The organism is Lysobacter antibioticus, from assembly GCF_000731095.1.
Classification (GTDB): domain Bacteria; phylum Pseudomonadota; class Gammaproteobacteria; order Xanthomonadales; family Xanthomonadaceae; genus Lysobacter; species Lysobacter antibioticus_B.
Window position 1 is genome coordinate 35,956 of the sequence record NZ_JMTZ01000018.1, and the last position, 18,614, is coordinate 54,569.

Annotated in this window: 12 protein-coding genes, 2 tRNA genes and 2 rRNA genes; 6 read left to right on the forward strand and 10 right to left on the reverse strand. The window is 64.4% G+C overall.

The genetic code is table 11. The features are described from left to right. Positions 1 to 111: 111 nt before the first annotated feature. Positions 112 to 828, reverse strand: a complete 717-nt coding sequence (locus tag EX88_RS0107090) for an MOSC domain-containing protein (protein ID WP_031371308.1) — start codon at positions 826 to 828, stop codon at positions 112 to 114. 218 nt (positions 829 to 1,046) lie between these two features. Beyond that, on the reverse strand, positions 1,047 to 2,426 hold the full coding sequence (locus tag EX88_RS0107095) for an OmpP1/FadL family transporter (protein WP_031371309.1): 1,380 nt from the start codon (positions 2,424 to 2,426) through the stop codon (positions 1,047 to 1,049). A 265-nt stretch (positions 2,427 to 2,691) separates the two neighbouring features. On the opposite strand from EX88_RS0107095, the gene EX88_RS0107100 reads away from it, so the two are divergent. After that, entirely contained in the window at positions 2,692 to 3,387 is a 696-nt protein-coding gene (locus tag EX88_RS0107100) for a rhomboid family intramembrane serine protease (RefSeq protein ID WP_031371310.1), read from the forward strand. A gap of 257 nt (positions 3,388 to 3,644) precedes the next feature. Then, positions 3,645 to 3,962, forward strand: a complete 318-nt coding sequence (locus EX88_RS0107105; RefSeq protein ID WP_031371311.1) for a DUF1820 family protein — start codon at positions 3,645 to 3,647, stop codon at positions 3,960 to 3,962. A gap of 129 nt (positions 3,963 to 4,091) precedes the next feature. Here the strand turns inward: EX88_RS0107105 and EX88_RS0107110 are convergent, their stop codons facing one another. From EX88_RS0107110 to gpmI, 3 genes are all read right to left on the reverse strand, one after another. Further along, positions 4,092 to 5,702 (reverse strand): S41 family peptidase, encoded by a 1,611-nt coding sequence (locus EX88_RS0107110; protein WP_081930690.1) that lies wholly within the window; start codon positions 5,700 to 5,702, stop codon positions 4,092 to 4,094. 110 nt (positions 5,703 to 5,812) lie between these two features. Next, on the reverse strand, positions 5,813 to 7,105 hold the full coding sequence (locus tag EX88_RS0107120) for a murein hydrolase activator EnvC family protein (protein ID WP_051884660.1): 1,293 nt from the start codon (positions 7,103 to 7,105) through the stop codon (positions 5,813 to 5,815). Continuing rightward, positions 7,105 to 8,655 (reverse strand): 2,3-bisphosphoglycerate-independent phosphoglycerate mutase, encoded by a 1,551-nt coding sequence (gene gpmI / locus EX88_RS0107125; protein ID WP_031371313.1) that lies wholly within the window; start codon positions 8,653 to 8,655, stop codon positions 7,105 to 7,107. Before gpmI ends, EX88_RS0107120 begins: the two co-directional genes overlap by 1 nt. A gap of 251 nt (positions 8,656 to 8,906) precedes the next feature. On the opposite strand from gpmI, the gene EX88_RS0107130 reads away from it, so the two are divergent. The 4 genes from EX88_RS0107130 to EX88_RS0107145 all read left to right on the forward strand — a co-directional run bounded on the left by EX88_RS0107130 (position 8,907) and on the right by EX88_RS0107145 (position 12,817). Next, positions 8,907 to 9,575 (forward strand): hypothetical protein, encoded by a 669-nt coding sequence (locus EX88_RS0107130; protein ID WP_031371314.1) that lies wholly within the window; start codon positions 8,907 to 8,909, stop codon positions 9,573 to 9,575. Between the two features lie 160 nt (positions 9,576 to 9,735). Then, complete coding sequence (locus tag EX88_RS0107135; RefSeq protein WP_031371315.1) at positions 9,736 to 11,502, forward strand: M28 family metallopeptidase; 1,767 nt, start codon at positions 9,736 to 9,738, stop codon at positions 11,500 to 11,502. A 135-nt stretch (positions 11,503 to 11,637) separates the two neighbouring features. Next, positions 11,638 to 12,033, forward strand: coding sequence for an MAPEG family protein (locus EX88_RS0107140; RefSeq protein WP_200875808.1), 396 nt, complete (start codon positions 11,638 to 11,640; stop codon positions 12,031 to 12,033). Between the two features lie 43 nt (positions 12,034 to 12,076). After that, complete coding sequence (locus tag EX88_RS0107145) at positions 12,077 to 12,817, forward strand: 2OG-Fe dioxygenase family protein (RefSeq protein WP_031371317.1); 741 nt, start codon at positions 12,077 to 12,079, stop codon at positions 12,815 to 12,817. 82 nt (positions 12,818 to 12,899) lie between these two features. Here EX88_RS0107145 and EX88_RS0107150 read toward each other — a convergent pair whose 3' ends face one another. The 5 genes from EX88_RS0107150 to EX88_RS0107170 form a co-directional block, all read right to left on the reverse strand. Next, the gene (locus tag EX88_RS0107150; RefSeq protein ID WP_031371318.1) at positions 12,900 to 14,438 is read right to left on the reverse strand and encodes a glycosyl hydrolase family 28-related protein; all 1,539 of its coding nucleotides are present in this window, start codon (positions 14,436 to 14,438) and stop codon (positions 12,900 to 12,902) included. Positions 14,439 to 14,981: 543 nt separating this feature from the next. Next, positions 14,982 to 15,096, reverse strand: a 5S ribosomal RNA gene (gene rrf, locus EX88_RS0107155). Between the two features lie 171 nt (positions 15,097 to 15,267). Next, positions 15,268 to 18,135, reverse strand: a 23S ribosomal RNA gene (locus tag EX88_RS0107160). 234 nt (positions 18,136 to 18,369) lie between these two features. After that, positions 18,370 to 18,446 (reverse strand) — tRNA-Ile (locus EX88_RS0107165). Between the two features lie 32 nt (positions 18,447 to 18,478). After that, positions 18,479 to 18,554 (reverse strand) — tRNA-Ala (locus tag EX88_RS0107170). Positions 18,555 to 18,614 lie beyond the last annotated feature (60 nt).

Sequence of the window (18,614 nt, forward strand, 5' to 3'; positions counted from 1 at the left end):
GTGGGGTGGACACGCCGCCCAAGGCGACGCTCGCAGCGTCTGCCGCGACCCTAGAGATAGCAAGGATGGATCGCACTCGCTGCGCCGCGCTACGACGCAGGCATTCCGGCCTCACGGCGTAACCGGGCCTTCGATGCGCGAGCTCCAATCCTCGACCGCGCCGCGCGCGAGCCGCGCCTCGACCAGCTTGCGCCACGACGGCACCAACGGCAGCGCCAGCGCGGCCTGCAGCTCTTCGCGATCCAGGGTGCGCGTATACAACATCGTGGCGATGCGTTGCAGGCTCCAGTCCGGCCACGCGCGTTCGACCAGGAGCAGCGCGTCGCCGGCCTCGACCTCGCCGGCTTCGAGCACGCGGTAATACCAGCCGGTGCGGCCGCTGGCCTGCACTCGTCGCGCCATGTCGGCGATCGCGAAACGGTCGTTGAGTTTCCAGCACGGCTGGCGCGCCTGGCTGACTTCCAGCAACGCCGAGCCGCAACGAAACCGATCGCCGAGACAGACCTCGGCCTCGGTCAGGCCGCTGCTGCTGAGGTTCTCGCCGAACGCACCGGGGCGGTCGAGCAGCGCATGCGGGCCGAGTTCCTCGCGCCAGGCGCGGTAATGATCGTAGGGATAGTGATGCACAGCCTTGTCGGGGCCGCCATGGACGCGCCGGTCGCCCTGCTCGTCGCCTTCGAGGCCCGACTCGCCGATGCGCACACGACCCGCGAGCGGCGTCTTGGCGATCGCGCTCAGGCTGCCGGGCCGCGTATAAGGCCGGGCACGCCCGCACAGCAGCGTATCGACGAGGATGCGGCGGGAATCGGAAGAGACGTCAGCGCTCAATGAGGCGTCCTGTGCCGCGGCCTGCGGCGGAGCTTGGAGGCGCGGCGAGTGCCGCAAAGCCGTCACCGGCTCTCGGCGACGGTATGCGCAGGGATTTTCGCATAGGCGCCCGATCCTGGCAGGCCGGATTCCAGCGCCGGCCGAACCGGAAGCGAAAACCGCAGGCGAAAAAAAGCCCCGCCGAAGCGGGGCTTTGGTTTACTGCGATGACGCTTCGATCAGAACTTGTACTGAGCGGCGAGGCCGAACAGATCGGCGTGGCCCTTGTACGAACCCTGCAGGGTCGAGCCGCTGCTGGAGACCGTGTTGATGGTCGGGCTGTCGATGGTGATGCGGGTATAGGCCGCATCCACGCTCAGGTGCTCGTTGGCGTTCCAGGTCAGGCCGATCGAATACAGGTTGCGATCGTTGTCGGGCAGACGCGGGGTGCGGGCGTGATCGTTGGTCGGGGTTTCGTCGATCGCGATGCCGCCGCGCAGGGTCAGCGAATCGCTGAGGTCGTACTCGGCGCCGAGCGCATACATCATCGTGTCTTCCCAGCCGAAGGCTTCGCTGGTGACCGGCGTGCCGTTGGCGCGGACGATGTCGACCGACTGCAGCGAGTGCCAGTCGGTGGCCTGGATGTCGGCCATCATGCGGAACTGGTCGGTGAACTCGTACTGCAGGCTCAGCGTGTCCACGCTCGGCGTGGTCAGCTTGGCGCCGCCCGGACCGCTGTTGTACTGGGTGATGCCGCGCGCGGCGAACAGCGCGGAGACATTGCCCGGCTTGGTGAAGTCGATCGTGCCTTCCAGCTCGTGATCGATTTCCGAGCGGTGCGAGTAACCGATCGAGAACTTGTCGGTCGGACGGAAGTGGAAGCCCACCAGCCAGCCGATGCCGTAGTCGTCGCCCTTGACCTTGGCGAAACCGTCGTTCTTCTGCGGACCGAACGGTGCGGCGACCGGGTTCGGGGTCACGCAGGCGGCGACGCTGACGCGGCAGATCGCCGAGCCGAAATCGACGGCGTTGGTCAGGGTGGCTTCGGCGCGTTCGTAGATCAGGCCGGCACCGACCGAGAAGCGGTCGGTCAGGGCGACCGCGGCCGAGAAGGTCAGGTCGATGGTCTTCACTTCGGACTCGACGGCGTTGTAACGGCCGACCCAGTCCTTGTCGTATTCGGTCTTCAGGCCGAACGGCGCGCTGAGGCTGGCGCCGAGGGTCAGCTTCTCGAACGAACCGGTCAGCGGCACCACCAGCGACAGCGCCGGAACCGGCGTCGCGTCGCCCGGGTCGCCACCGTTGCCGCCGGTGAGCGGACGCGCCAGCGGGCTGCCGGCTGCGGCCGAACCGCCGCCGGTGAACTTGGCGGTCAGGTCGATGATGGTGATGTCGCTGCGGATCGTGGTGGAGTCCACGTTGACCATCGCCGCCGGGTTGTTCGATACGACGGCGGCGTCGTTCTTGGCCACGCCGCTACCGGCGAAGCTGCGGCCCTGGTTGCGGATGCTGTTTTCGCGGATCTGGAAGCCGGTCGCACCGGCCGAACCGACACTGATGACGCCGGCGATGCCGAGCGCGAGTGCGGTCAGGCGAGAGATGCGTTGTGAGGGTTGCATGCGTGTAGTCTCCGTTGGAGTATTTTTTGTCTAACACGGCCGTATACACGGTGCCGCGGGTTAGGCCCGGTTCCGCCGGAAACCCCTCCCGACGTACGACGCCGTATGCACTATAGCGCGGCCATTAACCGAACGCTAACAATACGCCCAAGGCCGCAAACCCGTACCGTACCGATGTCGCAAAGCCACGCCCCACGGACGTTTCCGCCATTCGCCCCCCTTCCGGGAGCCGGCCCGGCCGTGCCCGACGGACGGAGCTGAGGCCATGTTCGTCGCCATTCCCTCGCGTGAGCGGACCCGGTTGCGCTGGGCGACCCCGTTGCTGTTCGCCCTGCTCTGGCTGTGCTTCATCGTCTCGGCGGTGGTGTTGCCGGACCCGGAGCAACGCCGGCTCATGCTCGAATGGGGGGCGCTGTCGGGCGGCCTGTCGAGCCCGCTGGCCTGGTGGGAAGCGATCCGCGACGGCAGCGCGCTGCGCCTGTTCAGCGCCCTGTTCCTGCATGCCGACTGGGCCCACCTGCTCGGCAACCTGGTGTTCCTGCTGATCTTCGGGCTGCCGGCCGAACGCGCCATGGGGCCGTGGCGGCTGCTGGCCTTGTTCCTGTTCGGCGGCGCGGTCGCCAACCTGGCCGCGGTGATCGCCATCGGCACCCCCGACCGGCTGATCATCGGCGCCAGCGGCGCGGTCTCGGCCCTGATCGGCGCCTACCTGGCCCTGTTCCCGAACGCCAAACTCGGGGTGGTGGTGCCGCTGGGCCTGTTCCTGCAGTTCGTCAAAGTCCCGGCGCCGTTGCTGATCGGGGTCTGGGCTCTGCTGCAGGTGGTCTTCACCTTCATCGGCCCGGCCTTCGGCGCGGTGGCCTGGTCGGCGCATCTGGCCGGTTTCGCCTTCGGCGGCGCGTTCGCCTTGATCGCGCGCGCCGGCATCGCGCGGCGGCTGCGGCGCAAGCGGGGCTATTGATCAGGAGCCGGGAATCGGGAATGGGGATTCGGGAATCGGAAAAGCACAGAGCTACGACCGACCCGCGTTAGCAGCCGCCGCCACACCGCCGCCGCCCTTACGATTCCCGATTCCCGATTCCGGATTCCCGATTCCCGGCCTCTCTGCGGTCCTCGATCACTCTTGAATCGCAGCCCGCCGGCCCCACGCTAACCACAGGCAATTGCATTACCGCTCCTACGATTCCCGAATCCCCATTCCCGATTCCCGGCTCCACAATGGCCACCCTCTACAAAGTCACCTTCCTCAACGCCGGCAAGATCTACGAGCTGTACGCGCGCAAGATCGCCTCGGGCAATCTGTGGGGGTTCACCGAGGTCAGCGAGTTGGTCTTCGACCTGCACGAAGGCTTGGTGGTCGACCCGACCGAGGAGCGTCTGCGCGATGAGTTCGGCAGCACCCGCGTGCTGCACCTGCCGATGCAGAGCATCGTGCGGATCGAGGAAGTCGAGCGCAAAGGCCAATCGGCGATCCGCGACGCCACCACCGGCGAGAAAGTGGTGACGCCGTTCCCGCTGCCGGCCAAACCGCGCTGAGCGCGGGCCGGCGAACCTCGGCAACGGTTTGCAGCGATACGAGAAGCGATACAAGAAAAGAACCCGGCCAGCGGCCGGGTTTTTCGTTTGTGCGTGGCGTAACCCGCGCCGCGATCGGCGGCACCTGCGTCAGCGACGCACGCCGGCGCCGGCCGCGGTCGCGACCGGTTTCTTGAGTTCGGCCAAGGCCGAAGCGATCGGTGCATCGCCTTCGAGCACTTCGCCGGCGTTGGTGCCGGGCGCGTCCTCTTCGTCGCCATGCAGGTGGCCGGGCAAGGTCGCCTCGCTGTAGTAGCTCGGGCGCTTGTCGTCTTCGCTCTTGGCCGCGCGCAGCAGCACGTCGGGGATGATGCCCAGGGCCTGGATCGACTTGCCGCTCGGGGTGTAATAACGCGCGGTGGTCAGCTTGACCGAGTCGCCGTTGTCGAGCGGCAGCACGGTCTGCACCGAGCCCTTGCCGAAGGTACGGCTGCCGACCACGCGCGCACGGCCGTTGTCGCGCAAGGCGCCTGCCAACACTTCCGAGGCGCTGGCCGAGCCGGCATCGACCAAAACCACCACGGGTGCGCCGTCGAGACGATCGCCGGGGGTCGCGCCGAACTCGGCGTCGCTGATCGCGATGCGGCCGCGGGTGCTGACGATCTTGCCCTTCTCGAGCAAGTCATCGGCGATCTGCACCGCCGAGGTCAGCAGCCCGCCCGGGTTGCTGCGCAGGTCGATCACCAGGCCGCGCAGCTTGCCGCCGGCCTGGGTCTTGAGTTTCTCGAGCTGGCTCTCGAAATCGGCCGCGGTGTCGGCCTGGAACGCGCTGACCCGCACATAGCCGTAGCCGGGTTCGAGCATGCGGCCTTTGACGCTGGCGACGCGGATGGTCTCACGCGCGACGGTGACGTCGAACGGTTTGTCGCGGCCTTCGCGCACGATGGTCAGCACGACCTTGCTGCCGGCCGGACCGCGCAAGGGGCCGGAGCTGTCGCCCTCGTCGACCTTGAACGGCTTGCCGTCGATCGCGGTGATCAGGTCGCCGGCCTTGATGCCGGCGCGCGCGGCCGGCGTGTCGTCGATCGGCGAGATCACCCGCAGGCTGCCGTCGGGCTGGCGCTGCAGTTCCACGCCGATGCCGTCGTAGGCGCCGCGCGACTGCTCGTCGAAATCCTCGGCGGCGACCTTGTCGAGATAGACGCTGTGCGGATCGAGATCGAACAACAGGCCGCGGATCGCCGAGTGCATCAGCTTGGCGTCGTCGACCGGTTCGACATAGGCCTGCTTGACCGCGTTGTAGACCGCGACGTAACGGCGGATTTCCTCGATCGGCACTTTCGAATCGCTGGCGTCGTCGCCCTTCTTGGCCTTGGCGGCGACGGGTTTGTCGGCGGGTTTGTCGGCGGGTTTGTCCTGGGTGGGCTTGTCCTGCACCGGGGTTGGCTCGGACGCCTTCTGCCCGGACGCGTCCTTGGCCGGCGCATCCCTGCTCGGCGCCTGCGCCGGCGGGACCGCCTGGTCCTTGGCCGGTGCTGCATCCGGCGTCGGCGGCTGCGCCGCGGGTTCGTCCGCGGCCGGTTGTTCGGCGGCGTGCTTGTCGGAAGCCTGCTTGTCGGGAGCTTGCTTGTCGGAAGCCGGTGTCTCGGGCGCCTGCTGCACCGGTGGTTGCTGCGCAGGCGTTACCTGCGACAAGGCCGGAGCGGCGCCGAACGCGAGTGCGAGCGGAAGCAGACTACGCAAAGGATGACGCAGGGACATGCACGAAGCTCCGAGACAGGTACCGGTTGGACCGCGGCAGGCGGCCCGGGTTCGACCGGCTATCTGCGCACGTTAATCGGCGCGTTTGCAAGCTTTTGTTAAATGCGCGATCAGCGTCGCAACCAGGTGTTCGGATTGACCGGTTGGCCGCCGCGGCGCAGCTCGAAATACAGGGCCGGGCGGCCATGCCCGCCGGAGCTGCCGACCGTGGCGACGCCCTCGCCTTTCCTGACCGTGGCGCCGGCGTCCTTCAGCAGGGCGTCGTTGTTCGCGTACAGGCTCATGTAGCCGTTGCCGTGGTCGATGATCAGCAGCAGGCCGTAACCGGTCATCCACTCCGAATAGACCACGGTGCCGTCGCTGACCGCCTTGACCGTGCTGCCGGCGGCGGCGCCGATCAACAGGCCCTCGCTGCTGCGGCCATCGGGCATGGTGCCGCCGAACCCGGCCAGCAAGGCGCCCGACACCGGCCAGCCCAAGCCGCCGACCTGCGGCGGCGGCGCACTGGCGACCGCGACCGGCGGTTTGCGCGGCGTGGTCGTGCGCACGGGCTTGCCCGAGGCCGCCGCGGTGGCCGCGGCTTTCGCCTCGCGCGCTTCGCGTTCGGCCTTGGCCTTGGCGGCGGCGCGGCGTTGCGCCTCGGCGCGCGCGGCGGCGGCACGCAATTTCGCCAGCAATTGCTCCAGACCTTTCGCATCGCGGCCGAGCTCGCGCTCGCGGGTGCTGCGGTCTTCGTATTTTTCGTTGATCTGCGCGACCAGCGCGGCACGCGCCTTGCGGTCCTTCTCGAGCTGGCCGAGCTGGCTGCGCTGCTGCTTGCGAGTGCTGTCGAGGGTAACGCGGCGCTCGACGATCTCGCGCTCGATCGCATCGAGTTCGCGCAGTTGCGTGCCGAGCTCGGCGATGCGGCGTGCGCGGTCGCGCTGGACGTAGCCGTGGTAGGTCAGGATGCGGCCGCTGTCGGCAACCTTGTCCTGCGACAACAACAACTTCAACGGCGCGTCGTTGCCCTGCGCATAGGCCGCGCGCAGCAGGCGCGCGAGCTCCTGGCGCTGCGAGCCGAGCTTGCCGTTGAGCTCATTGCGACGCGTCTGCAGATCCTTCAATGCGGCCTGCTCGCGCGCCAGGCGCGTTTCGGTCTCGCGCAGGGCGCGGTTGGAATGGCCGACCTGCTCGTCGGCGGCGCGCAGTCGCTGCGAAGCGTCGCCGCGCTGGCCTTCGAGTTGGCGACGCTCGGCGGCGACCGACTTCAACTCGGTCTTGATTTTCTCGAGCTTGCGTTCGGTCTCGCGGCTGCTGTTCTGCGCCGCCGCCAGCGCGGCCGACGCAGGCACGAGCAACGACGCCGCAGCGAACGCGAGCGTCGCCAGTGCCGGCAAACTCCACGCGCGCAGATTGGGCATCAGCGCTCCAGCAGGCTCTGCCCGGTCATTTCGGCCGGTTGCGCCAAGCCGAGCAGGTCGAGCATGGTCGGGGCGACGTCGCGCAGGGCGCCACCGCTGCGCAACGCGGTCTTGCGCGAGCCGAGATACACGAACGGCACCGGGCCGACCGTGTGCGCGGTGTGCGGCTGTCCGGTTTCCGGGTCGCGCATCATTTCCAGGTTGCCGTGGTCGGCGGTGATCAACAGGGCACCGCCGACTTCGCGTACTGCCGCGGCGACCGCGCCGATGGCTTGGTCGACCGCTTCGGCGGCCTTGATCGCCGCACCGAGATCGCCGGTGTGGCCGACCATGTCGGGATTGGCGATGTTGCAGACCGCGACGTCGATGGCGCCGGAACGGATCGATGCGACCAGCTTCTCGGTCAGCTCCGGGCAGCTCATTTCCGGCTGCAGATCGTAGGTCGCGACCTTCGGGCTCGGGATCAGAATGCGGCTTTCGCCGGCATACGGTTCTTCGCGGCCGCCGCTGAAGAAGAACGTCACGTGCGCGTACTTTTCGGTCTCGGCGATGCGCAACTGGGTGAGGCCGTTCGCGGCCAGCAGTTCGCCGAGGGTGTTGTGCAGATCGTCCGGGCCGAACGCGACCGGCGCCGGCAACTTGGCGTCGTACTCGGTCAGGCAGACGAAGCGCGACAGCTTCGGCCGGCGCGCCTCGTAACCGGAGAACGCCGGATCGACGAAGGCCGCGGTCAGCTGACGGGCGCGGTCGGCGCGGAAATTCATGAACACGACCGCGTCGCCGTCGGCCATCGCCGCGCTTGCGCCGGCTTCATCGGTACCGATCACCGTGGGAGCAACGAACTCGTCGGTCTCGCCGCGCGCATAAGCGGCCTCGAGGCCTGCGAGCGCGCTCGCGGCGCGATGCTCGCTGGCGGCGTCGACGATCGCGTTCCAGGCGCGCAGTTGCCGGTCCCAGCGCTGATCGCGATCCATCGCGTAGTAGCGACCGCTGATCGAAGCGATATGGGCATTGCCGACCCTCTCGCACACCTGCTGCAGGCGTTCCAGGCTCGGCGCGGCCGACTTCGGCGGCATGTCGCGGCCGTCGAGGAAGGCATGCACGGCGACCCGGGCCACGCCTTCGCGACGGGCCAGTTCGAGCATGGCGAAGATGTGCTGCTCGTGGCTGTGCACGCCGCCCGGCGAGAGCAGGCCCATCACGTGCAGGGCGGCGCCGTTCGCCTTGGCCGCGGCGCAGGCCGCGCGCAATTCTTCGTTGGCGTAGAAGCTGCCGTCCTCGATCGCCGCATCGACGCGGGTCAGGTCCTGGTAGACGATGCGGCCGGCGCCGAGATTCATGTGGCCGACTTCGGAATTGCCCATCTGCCCGTCCGGCAGGCCGACGTGACGGCCTTCGGTGTGGATCAGGGTGTGCGGTTCGCTCGCAAGCAGGGCGTGCCAGTTCGGCAGGGTCGCCTGGGCCAGGGCATTGTCGGCGGGATCGTCGCGATGGCCCCAACCGTCCAGGATCAACAACACTACGGGCTTGGGGCGGGAAGGCGCTGACACGTCGGAAGTTCCTATGACTTGGGGCAGGGGCCGCCACGGGCGGGTCCTGCGATTGTAGCGAAGCGGGGCATGAAGCCCCGTGCAACCGCCGCGCGGCGGCGGATCGGGCATGACCCGGATCGAAGCGGCGCCGGCAAGTGCTTGATCCTCAACGCCGGGCGGCGGCCGATGCAGGATTTCTTTACCCGCACGTAAACCGTTTGCGCATTGCCCGCATCTCAGTCCCTGTCCACCAAACAACGGAACACGCCATGACGAGCCCCCGCCTCACTCTCAGCCTCTCGGTCCTGATCGCTCTGTCCTCGCCGCTGGCGTTCGCCGCCGAAGGCATCAGCAAGGTCAACGGCAGCATCACCGTCGGCTCCGGCGAAAGCCAAGGCACGCTGGAAACCGTCAACGGCAGCATCAAGATCGGCGACAACGCCCGCGTCGCCGACGCCGAAACCGTCAACGGCAGCATCAGCGTCGGCGCACGCAGCCAGACCGGCGGCCTGGAGACCGTCAACGGCAGTATCCGCGTCGGCAGCAACGTCACCGCCAGCGCCGGCCTGGAAACGGTCAACGGCGGCATCTTCGTCGACCGCGGCGGCACCGTGCGCGGCGACATCGAAACCGTCAACGGCTCGATCGGCCTGGTCGACACCGACGTGACCGGCGGCATCGAAACCGTCAACGGCGATGTCACCGTCGGGGTCGACTCGCACGTCAGCGGCGGCATCCACTACGTCAAGCCCAGCGGCATCGGCATCAAGCTCAAGCCGCGCAACCCGCGCGTGGTGATCGGCCCGAACGCGCGCGTCGACGGCCCGCTGGTGTTCGAACGCGAAGTCACCCTGTACGTGCACGCCACCGCCAAGACCGGCGCGATCCGCGGCGCCACCGCGATCGCCTACAACACGCCCAAGCCGCCGGCCGAGTAAGCCGTCGATCCGCCCGGCCCGGCCCGCTGAACGGGCCGGGCCGGGTGCGTGCGCGGGAACCGCGCCCGTCAGTGGCCACGCACGGGACAACGCCACCTCAAAGTTGCCCCTAGAATGGACCTCCCCCACCCCCGGCCCACCGGCCGCTCCTGGAGGTCTGATGTCCCGTACCCTGCTCCTCACCGCCACCTCGCTGGTGGCCGCCGCTCTGGTGTTGTCGGCCTGCAACAAGCCGGCCGAAACACCGGACGCGAAGGCTCCGGCCGATGCCCCGGCGGCGACGCCCGGCACCGCCGCCGATCACGCCTTCGACGGCGCGATCAACGCCGCCGACTTCGCCCAGCACGTCAAGGTCCTGGCCTCCGACGAATTCGAGGGCCGCGCGCCCGGCAGCGCCGGCGAAGAAAAGACCGTCCAGTACCTGGAAGCGCAGTTCAAACGCCTCGGCCTGAAGCCCGGCAACGGCGACAGCTATTTCCAGACCGTGCCGATGGTCGAGACCACCGCCGACGAGGCCACCTCGCTCAAGCTCGAGGTCAAGGGCCAGCCGCGCGAACTCAAGTTCGGCAGCGACATGGTCGTCGGCACCCGCACCGGCCAGGCCGAGGTCAAGCTCGACGCCAGCGACCTGGTCTTCGTCGGCTACGGCGTCAATGCGCCCGAGCAGAAGTGGAACGATTACGCCGGCGTCGACGTCAAGGGCAAGACCGTGGTGATCCTGGTCAACGACCCGGGCTTCCACAGCCAGGACGCGACCTTGTTCGAAGGCCGGCGCATGACCTATTACGGCCGCTGGACCTACAAGTTCGAAGAAGCCGCCCGCCAGGGCGCCGCCGCCGCGCTGATCGTCCACGACGATGCCGGCGCCTCCTACGGTTGGGAGGTGGTCAAGAATTCCTGGTCCGGCGCGCAGTTCGACCTGCCGGCCAAGGACGATCCGGAACCGCGCCTGCCGGTGCAGGGCTGGATCACCGGCGACAGCGCACGCAAGCTGCTCGGCGATCTCGGTCAGAACCTCGACGAGCTCTACAAGGCAGCCGGCAAGCGCGGCTTCAAGGCGATCCCGCTGCAAGCCAAGGCCTCGGTCGATCTGAAGAGCAAGATCAGCGAGAAGTCCTCGCGCAACGTGATCGCGCGCCTCGACGGCGCCAAGCGTCCCGACGAAGCCATCGTCTACATGGCGCACTGGGATCACCTCGGCAACCACACCGGCGAAGGCGGCCACGAAGGCCACGGCGCCGGCGACGGCAAGGCCGGCGGCACCGACACGATCTACAACGGCGCGATCGACAACGCCTCCGGCGTGGCCGGCATCCTTGAGATCGCCGAAGCCTTCAGCAAGCAGACGCCGCCGCCGGACCGTTCGCTGCTGTTCGTCTCGGTGACGCTGGAAGAGTCGGGCCTGCTCGGTTCCAAGTACTACGTCGCCCATCCGACCGTCCCGCTCAACAAGACCGTCGCGGTGATCAACCTCGACGCCATGCCGATCATCGGCAAGGCCAAGGACTTCACCGTGGTCGGCTACGGCAGCTCCGAGCTCGAGGACATCCTCAAGACCATCGCCGACGGCCAGGGTCGCGTGCTGCACGCCGAAGCCACCCCGCAGGACGGCTTCTACTTCCGCTCCGATCACTTCAACTTCGCCAAGGCCGGCGTGCCCGCGCTGTACGCCAAGGGCGGCGACGATCTGCTCGAAGGCGGTACCGAAGCCGGACAGAAGGCCCAGGTCGACTATCGCGACCACCGCTATCACAAGCCCGCCGACCAGTTCGACCCGAACTGGAGGCTCGACGGCGTGGTCCAGGACCTCGATGCGCTGTACGGCGTCGGCAAGGTCCTGGCAGGCAACGAGCAGTGGCCCAACTGGTACGAAGGCAATGCCTTCCGCGCGGCGCACGACAAGTTGATGGCCGCTCCGGCCAAGTAAGCCGCCGGGTGGCCGGGCCGGACGTTCGGCCGGTCGCCCGCGACCGCAAAGCGATCAGACGACGGCGCCCCTGGGCGCCGTCGTTTTTTCCGCTAGGCTTTGCAGGCCGCGTTCCGCGGCCATGAGGGAACGCGCATGTCCATGACCATCGCTTATTGGTGCCTGTTGATCGCCGCGTTGTTGCCCTATGCCTGGGTCGCGATCGCCAAGGGCAGCGGCCAGCGCTACGACAACCGCGATCCCCGCGCCTGGCAGAGCCGTCAGGACAATCCGCGCAGCAATGCCGCGTATGCCGCGCACCTCAACGCTTTCGAGGCCTTCGCACCGTTCGCGGCCGGCGTGCTCGGCGCGCAGATGGCCGGCGTCGATACCGGCATCATCGTCGTGCTCTCGCTGGTCTTCATCGTCTGCCGCGTATTGCACGGCCTGTTCTATCTGCTGCGCAAACCGCCCCTGCGCAGCCTGGTCTGGTTCGTCGGCTTCGGTTGCGTGATCGCCTTGCTGGCGCAAGCGGCGCTGGCGGCGGTCTGACCGTTCGTCTCGACTTCGTTCGTTCCGTCTTCAAGAGTCAGGCATGAACCCCGCACCGAGTTCCGAGCACCAGGATTTCGCCGATGCCCTGCGTCGCGACGGCTTCCGTTTCGTCGCCGGCGAAGACATGCGCACGCATCTGCAGCGGCACGGTTCGCTGCAGGATTGGGCCGCGTTCGCCGACAGTTGGAACGACCTGGCGCCGGATACTTACCTCGCCAGCGTCGGCCGCCATCGCCGCCGCCGCCACGCCGTGTTCCGCGCCGGTCGCGACGGCGCGATCGCGCGCCAGCCGCATCAGCCTCACTACCAAAGCCTGAATTACAACGCATTGCAGGGCGACATCGAACGTTGGTTCGAGCCGGTACGCGACGACGTCGCCAACGGCGCCACCTTGGCGACCGTGCTCGGTTTCTGCCGCGACTTCTTCGGCCAGCTGGCGCCGCAGGTACCGGGCTGGCACATCGAACTGCATCAGTTCCGCATCGAGGCCCGCAGCGATGAAGCAGGCCAGCCCACGCCCGAAGGGGTGCACCGCGACGGCGTGGATTACGTGCTGGTACTGCTGATCGATCGCCACAACATCGTCAGCGGCACGACCACCATCCACAGCGCCGACGGCAGCCTGCTCGGCAGCTTCACCCTGACCGCCCCGCTCGACGCCGCCCTGGTCGACGATGCCCGCGTCTTCCACGGCGTAACCGCCGTGACCCCGCAAGACCCGATGCGCGAAGCGCATCGGGACGTGCTGGTGGTGACGTTTCGGGCGGTAGATGCCCGTTGACGGGAGGCGACCGTGATCCGAATCCTGCCGGAAGTGCGCAGCAGGATTCGGATCGGTCAACCGTTATCGAGACGAACCAGAATCAGCGATTGCCTCCCGATTCAAACCAATTGAGGCCGTCGGACATGAATTCGATGGTCCGATAAGCGGGCACCGTAACGCTGGCGGCGCCACCCTTGAGCTGCAATACACCGTTGCCGGTGAAGGTTACGCCGTTTAAACCGGCCTGAATGGTCACTCGCCGCCCCGGATTTCGCGGTACCAGGTCCTGAATCGCCGTCCCGCCGATCACCTGATAGAACTCTGCTCCGTAGTTGAGTTGCACCTGCGCAGCTGCCGTCATGTAAACGGCGGCGTCGCTACGGATGCCGGTAATCGACGGGCCTTCCCGGTAGTCGGCCCCCTCGATATAAGGCGAGGCCGGCGCGTCCTTGAGCGTCACACCGCTGATGACGCAACGGGCCGGGCCACCCGACTGCTTCTGGATGAGGATCGCCGGGCCGGTGAACTGACGGATCCGACACCCAGTGATCAATGTGTCGCTCGCGCCCGGCCCGAGGACAATGCCGTTGACGGTGCTGGTCAAGTCTCCGGTGATATCGCAATTCTTGATCGAATTGGCCGGACCGTTAACGATCAGCCCGCAGTAATCCGCCTTCAACCCGTTGATTTCACAGGAACTCGCGCCTGCGCCGAGCTCCACCCCCGCACCGTTGCCGAGGATGCCGCCGACCCAGCCGCCGACGATCTGCACCGCTTGTCCCTTGTTGACGACGATCCCGCGGCTGCCGCTATTGCCGCCTTCGATATTGACGTTGACGACGAAGAAATTCGTCCCGTCCTGGATCACCGGGTCGGAATCGATATAGAACGCCGGATTCTGATCGGCCTGCATCAGGATCAGGTCGTTTACGAACATGCCGCCGGTGTGCGGTCCGAAGTAGACCTGGTAGCCGGCGCATGCGTAGATGCGCGTCGACTCGATGCGCACGTCGACGGTGCGGTAGGGATTCGGACTCGCGCTGTGCGACGAACCGGTCGTATGAATGCCGTCCTCGCGAAAATAACGCAGGCGGCAATGGCGGATGAATCCGTCGGACGCCCGGAACAGCGTCATGCCGCGAAATAGCTTCGCCTGCGAATAAGAGCGAGCGTAGAAGTCGCAGTTGCGCACATCGAAGAAGGCGCAGAAATTAAAGAAAATGCACGAGCCGGTCGTCGATGTGCCGGCGTTCGCGCCAGGCGCGAACGTGAATCCGTCGATCACGGTATTCAGGCTGTTCAACATGCCGTTCTCGGTGCCGTCGCCAATCACGATGTGATCGCGGTCGGCGACATCCATCGACAGCTGCACGCCGCCCTGAGCGGCCCGCAGAACCACGCCGCGCACGATGTGCAAGGCAGCGGTCAAACGATAGTGACGCCGCGTCGCCCAGATTTCGCGGCCGGGATTATCGGTAATCGCCGCCTGGATCGCAGCAGTATCGTCCGCAACGCCGTCGCCGACGGCACCGTAGTCTTCGAAGGTGACGTAATCGTCCGCCGCCAGCGGCGCGCTTGCCGCGGATGTAGGTATTGCGCTCGCCGCCGCTGCCGCAGTCATGGCCAACGGCACGCTCATGAATTGACGCCTTTGCATGTGATTTTCCCTTGTCTATCTGGCCGAGTCCGGCGAGGCCGGGAATACATAATGCACGCCTCGAATCCCGCAGGCTGCGCCGACCAAACAAGTGATTGCCGCCAATCGATTGCGTGGTTCGATTGACTATTGAATGCACAAATATGCTTCGCGGCTCATTAATGAATCTCGCGAGATAAGCCTGTGTGGTGGTTCGAGTCCGGAAATGCGAAGCCGCGGATGTCGGCATGCCTGCGACAGGACGCCGCTTGGATGGACGGTGTCGGCGTTGTTGTTTCGGCGGGTCTCGCGGTCGCGCCTGCGACAGGACGCCGCTTGGATGGACGGTGTCGGCGTTGTTGTTTCGGCGGGTCTCGCGGTCGCGACGGACGTCGCTCCTACGGAGGCGGCGGCGGCGATTAAGGTCCGGAATCGAAACAGGCGCTGGAGTTAATGGCCTGGGATTAAGTACAGGGTATGAAGTCGCTAAAACGCGCACAAAGAAAAACGCCGCAACCTGTGGGTTGCGGCGTTTTAGGGTAAAGCCCCTGGCGATGACCTACTCTTGCATGGCTTAGGCCACACTACCATCGGCGCATGTGCGTTTCACTTCCGAGTTCGGGATGGGATCGGGTGGTTCCACACAGCTATTATCACCAGGGAGAGGGTGGAGGGTCGCAAGCTTCGGTGTATTGAAGTAGCGCACACGCTCTCGTTGGGTTGCTTCAGACGGGATGGACTCCGTCATCGGCGAATAAGTTGGAATGTAGCGAACAGTATTTGGAAGAAACGTCTTGAACGTGTCAATGAAGCCAAGGCAACTTGAGGTTATATGGTCAAGCCACACGGATCATTAGTACAGGTTAGCTCAATGCGTTGCCGCACTTACACACCCTGCCTATCAACCACCTAGTCTTGATGGTTCCTTTAGGGGACTTAAAGTCCCGGGAGATCTCATCTTGAGGCGCGCTTCCCGCTTAGATGCTTTCAGCGGTTATCGCTTCCGAACATAGCTACCCGGCAGTGCCACTGGCGTGACAACCGGAACACCAGAGGTTCGTCCACTCCGGTCCTCTCGTACTAGGAGCAGCCCCTCTCAAATCTCCAACGCCCACGACAGATAGGGACCGAACTGTCTCACGACGTTCTGAACCCAGCTCGCGTACCACTTTAAATGGCGAACAGCCATACCCTTGGGACCGACTACAGCCCCAGGATGTGATGAGCCGACATCGAGGTGCCAAACACCGCCGTCGATATGAACTCTTGGGCGGTATCAGCCTGTTATCCCCGGAGTACCTTTTATCCGTTGAGCGATGGCCCTTCCATACAGAACCACCGGATCACTAAGACCTACTTTCGTACCTGCTTGATCCGTCGATCTTGCAGTCAAGCACGCTTATGCCTTTGCACACAGTGCGCGATGTCCGACCGCGCTGAGCGTACCTTCGTGCTCCTCCGTTACACTTTGGGAGGAGACCGCCCCAGTCAAACTACCCACCATACACGGTCCCCGACCCGGATTACGGGCCTAGGTTAGAACGTCAAGCACGACAGGGTGGTATTTCAAGGATGGCTCCACCACAGCTAGCGCCATGGTTTCATAGCCTCCCACCTATCCTACACAGACGAACTCAACGTTCAGTGTAAAGCTATAGTAAAGGTTCACGGGGTCTTTCCGTCTTGCCGCGGGAACGCTGCATCTTCACAGCGATTTCAATTTCACTGAGTCTCGGGTGGAGACAGCGCCGCTGTCGTTACGCCATTCGTGCAGGTCGGAACTTACCCGACAAGGAATTTCGCTACCTTAGGACCGTTATAGTTACGGCCGCCGTTTACTGGGGCTTCGATCAAGAGCTTCGCCTTGCGGCTGACCCCATCAATTAACCTTCCAGCACCGGGCAGGCGTCACACCCTATACGTCCACTTTCGTGTTTGCAGAGTGCTGTGTTTTTGATAAACAGTCGCAGCGGCCTGGTCACTGCGGCCCCTCCCAGCTATTCACCAGAAAGGGCGCACCTTCTCCCGAAGTTACGGTGCTATTTTGCCTAGTTCCTTCACCCGAGTTCTCTCAAGCGCCTTAGAATTCTCATCCTGCCCACCTGTGTCGGTTTACGGTACGGTCTGCGTAAGCTGAAGCTTAGGAGCTTTTCCTGGAAGCGTGATATCAGCAGCCTAGTCCAAAAGGACCGGTCCTTAGTCTCAACGTTGCCCCCCCGGATTTGCCTAAGGGGACCGCCTCAACTCTCTCACCAGGACAACCAACGCCTGGCCTGCTTAACCTTCTCCGTCCCTCCATCGCACTTACGCGAGGTGCAGGAATATTAACCTGCTTCCCATCGACTACGCATTTCTGCCTCGCCTTAGGGGCCGACTCACCCTGCGTCGATTAACGTTGCGCAAGGAAACCTTGGGCTTTCGGCGTGCGGGCTTTTCACCCGCATTATCGTTACTCATGTCAGCATTCGCACTTCCGATACCTCCAGCGGACTTCTCAATCCACCTTCAACGGCTTACGGAACGCTCCTCTACCGCGCATCACAAAGTGATGCACCCCAAGCTTCGGTTTATCGCTTAGCCCCGTTAAATCTTCCGCGCAGACCGACTCGACCAGTGAGCTATTACGCTTTCTTTAAAGGGTGGCTGCTTCTAAGCCAACCTCCTGGCTGTCTGTGCCTTTCCACATCGTTCACCACTTAGCGATAAATTTGGGACCTTAGCTGTGGGTCTGGGTTGTTTCCCTTTTCACGACGGACGTTAGCACCCGCCGTGTGTCTCCCGGATAGTACGTACTGGTATTCGGAGTTTGCCATGGTTTGGTAAGTCGCAATGACCCCCTAGCCATAACAGTGCTCTACCCCCAGTAGTATTCGTCCGAGGCGCTACCTAAATAGCTTTCGAGGAGAACCAGCTATCTCCGGGTTCGATTAGCTTTTCACTCCTAATCACACCTCATCCCCTACCTTTGCAACGGGAGTGGGTTCGGGCCTCCAGTTGATGTTACTCAACCTTCACCCTGGGCATGACTAGATCACCCGGTTTCGGGTCTACTGCCCGCGACTATGCGCCCTTATCAGACTCGGTTTCCCTTCGCCTCCCCTATACGGTTAAGCTTGCCACGAACAGTAAGTCGCTGACCCATTATACAAAAGGTACGCAGTCACTCCTTGCGGAGCTCCTACTGCTTGTACGCACACGGTTTCAGGGTCTATTTCACTCCCTTCACCAGGGTTCTTTTCGCCTTTCCCTCACGGTACTAGTTCACTATCGGTCGGTCAGGAGTATTTAGCCTTGGAGGATGGTCCCCCCATGTTCAGACAGGGTTTCTCGTGCCCCGCCCTACTCGATTTCATCGCATCAGCCCCTTCGCATACAGGGCTGTCACCTTCTATGGCCGAGCTTTCCAACTCGTTTTGCTGAAGCTGATGCAACTTAAGGGCTAGTCCCCGTTCGCTCGTCACTACTTAGGGAATCTCGGTTGATTTCTTTTCCTCCGGGTACTTAGATATTTCAGTTCTCCGGGTTCGCTTCCAGCAGCTATGTATTCACTGCAGGATACCTATTGCTAGGTGGGTTTCCCCATTCGGACATCGCGGGATCAATGCTTATTGCCAGCTCCCCCGCGCTTTTCGCAGGCTGTCACGTCCTTCATCGCCTCTGACCGCCAAGGCATCCACCGTGTGCGCTTATTCGCTTGACCATATAACCCCAAGTTGCCTCAGGATTATTGATTTACGAACAAATCAACAACTTCAAATGTTAGGGCCTCTTGGGCCCCGCCTTAGCCTCACGACACGTTTGGACATTCCGTCTCAAAACGCTCGCTACATTCCAGTTTTTCAAAGAACACTTCAAAGGCTTCAGCGCCTTCGAAGTTTCAAATCTTTATGTGTGCGCAGTTCAGAGTTTTGTCTCGCTCCAGCTTTCGCCAGGGTGGTGGGTCTGGGAGGACTCGAACCACCGGCCTCACCCTTATCAGGGGTGCGCTCTAACCACCTGAGCTACAGACCCAATTCGTCCCTAAGGACTACTTACTGGCTAGGTGGTGGAGCTTGTCGGGATCGAACCGACGACCCCCTGCTTGCAAAGCAGGTGCTCTCCCAGCTGAGCTAAAGCCCCATCGAAACGGGACGACTCCTCGATCACCCCAAGGCGATCGGGAACTCTGAAATGCAGGTC

Coding starts and splice junctions, on each gene's coding strand:
- EX88_RS0107095 (WP_031371309.1), bottom strand. CDS start 2,426: ATGCAACCCTCACAACGCATCTCTCGCCTGACCGCACTCGCGCTCGGC.
- EX88_RS0107100 (WP_031371310.1), top strand. CDS start 2,692: ATGTTCGTCGCCATTCCCTCGCGTGAGCGGACCCGGTTGCGCTGGGCG.
- EX88_RS0107105 (WP_031371311.1), top strand. CDS start 3,645: ATGGCCACCCTCTACAAAGTCACCTTCCTCAACGCCGGCAAGATCTAC.
- EX88_RS0107110 (WP_081930690.1), bottom strand. CDS start 5,702: ATGTCCCTGCGTCATCCTTTGCGTAGTCTGCTTCCGCTCGCACTCGCG.
- EX88_RS0107120 (WP_051884660.1), bottom strand. CDS start 7,105: ATGCCCAATCTGCGCGCGTGGAGTTTGCCGGCACTGGCGACGCTCGCG.
- EX88_RS0107130 (WP_031371314.1), top strand. CDS start 8,907: ATGACGAGCCCCCGCCTCACTCTCAGCCTCTCGGTCCTGATCGCTCTG.
- EX88_RS0107135 (WP_031371315.1), top strand. CDS start 9,736: ATGTCCCGTACCCTGCTCCTCACCGCCACCTCGCTGGTGGCCGCCGCT.
- EX88_RS0107140 (WP_200875808.1), top strand. CDS start 11,638: ATGTCCATGACCATCGCTTATTGGTGCCTGTTGATCGCCGCGTTGTTG.
- EX88_RS0107145 (WP_031371317.1), top strand. CDS start 12,077: ATGAACCCCGCACCGAGTTCCGAGCACCAGGATTTCGCCGATGCCCTG.
- EX88_RS0107150 (WP_031371318.1), bottom strand. CDS start 14,438: ATGAGCGTGCCGTTGGCCATGACTGCGGCAGCGGCGGCGAGCGCAATA.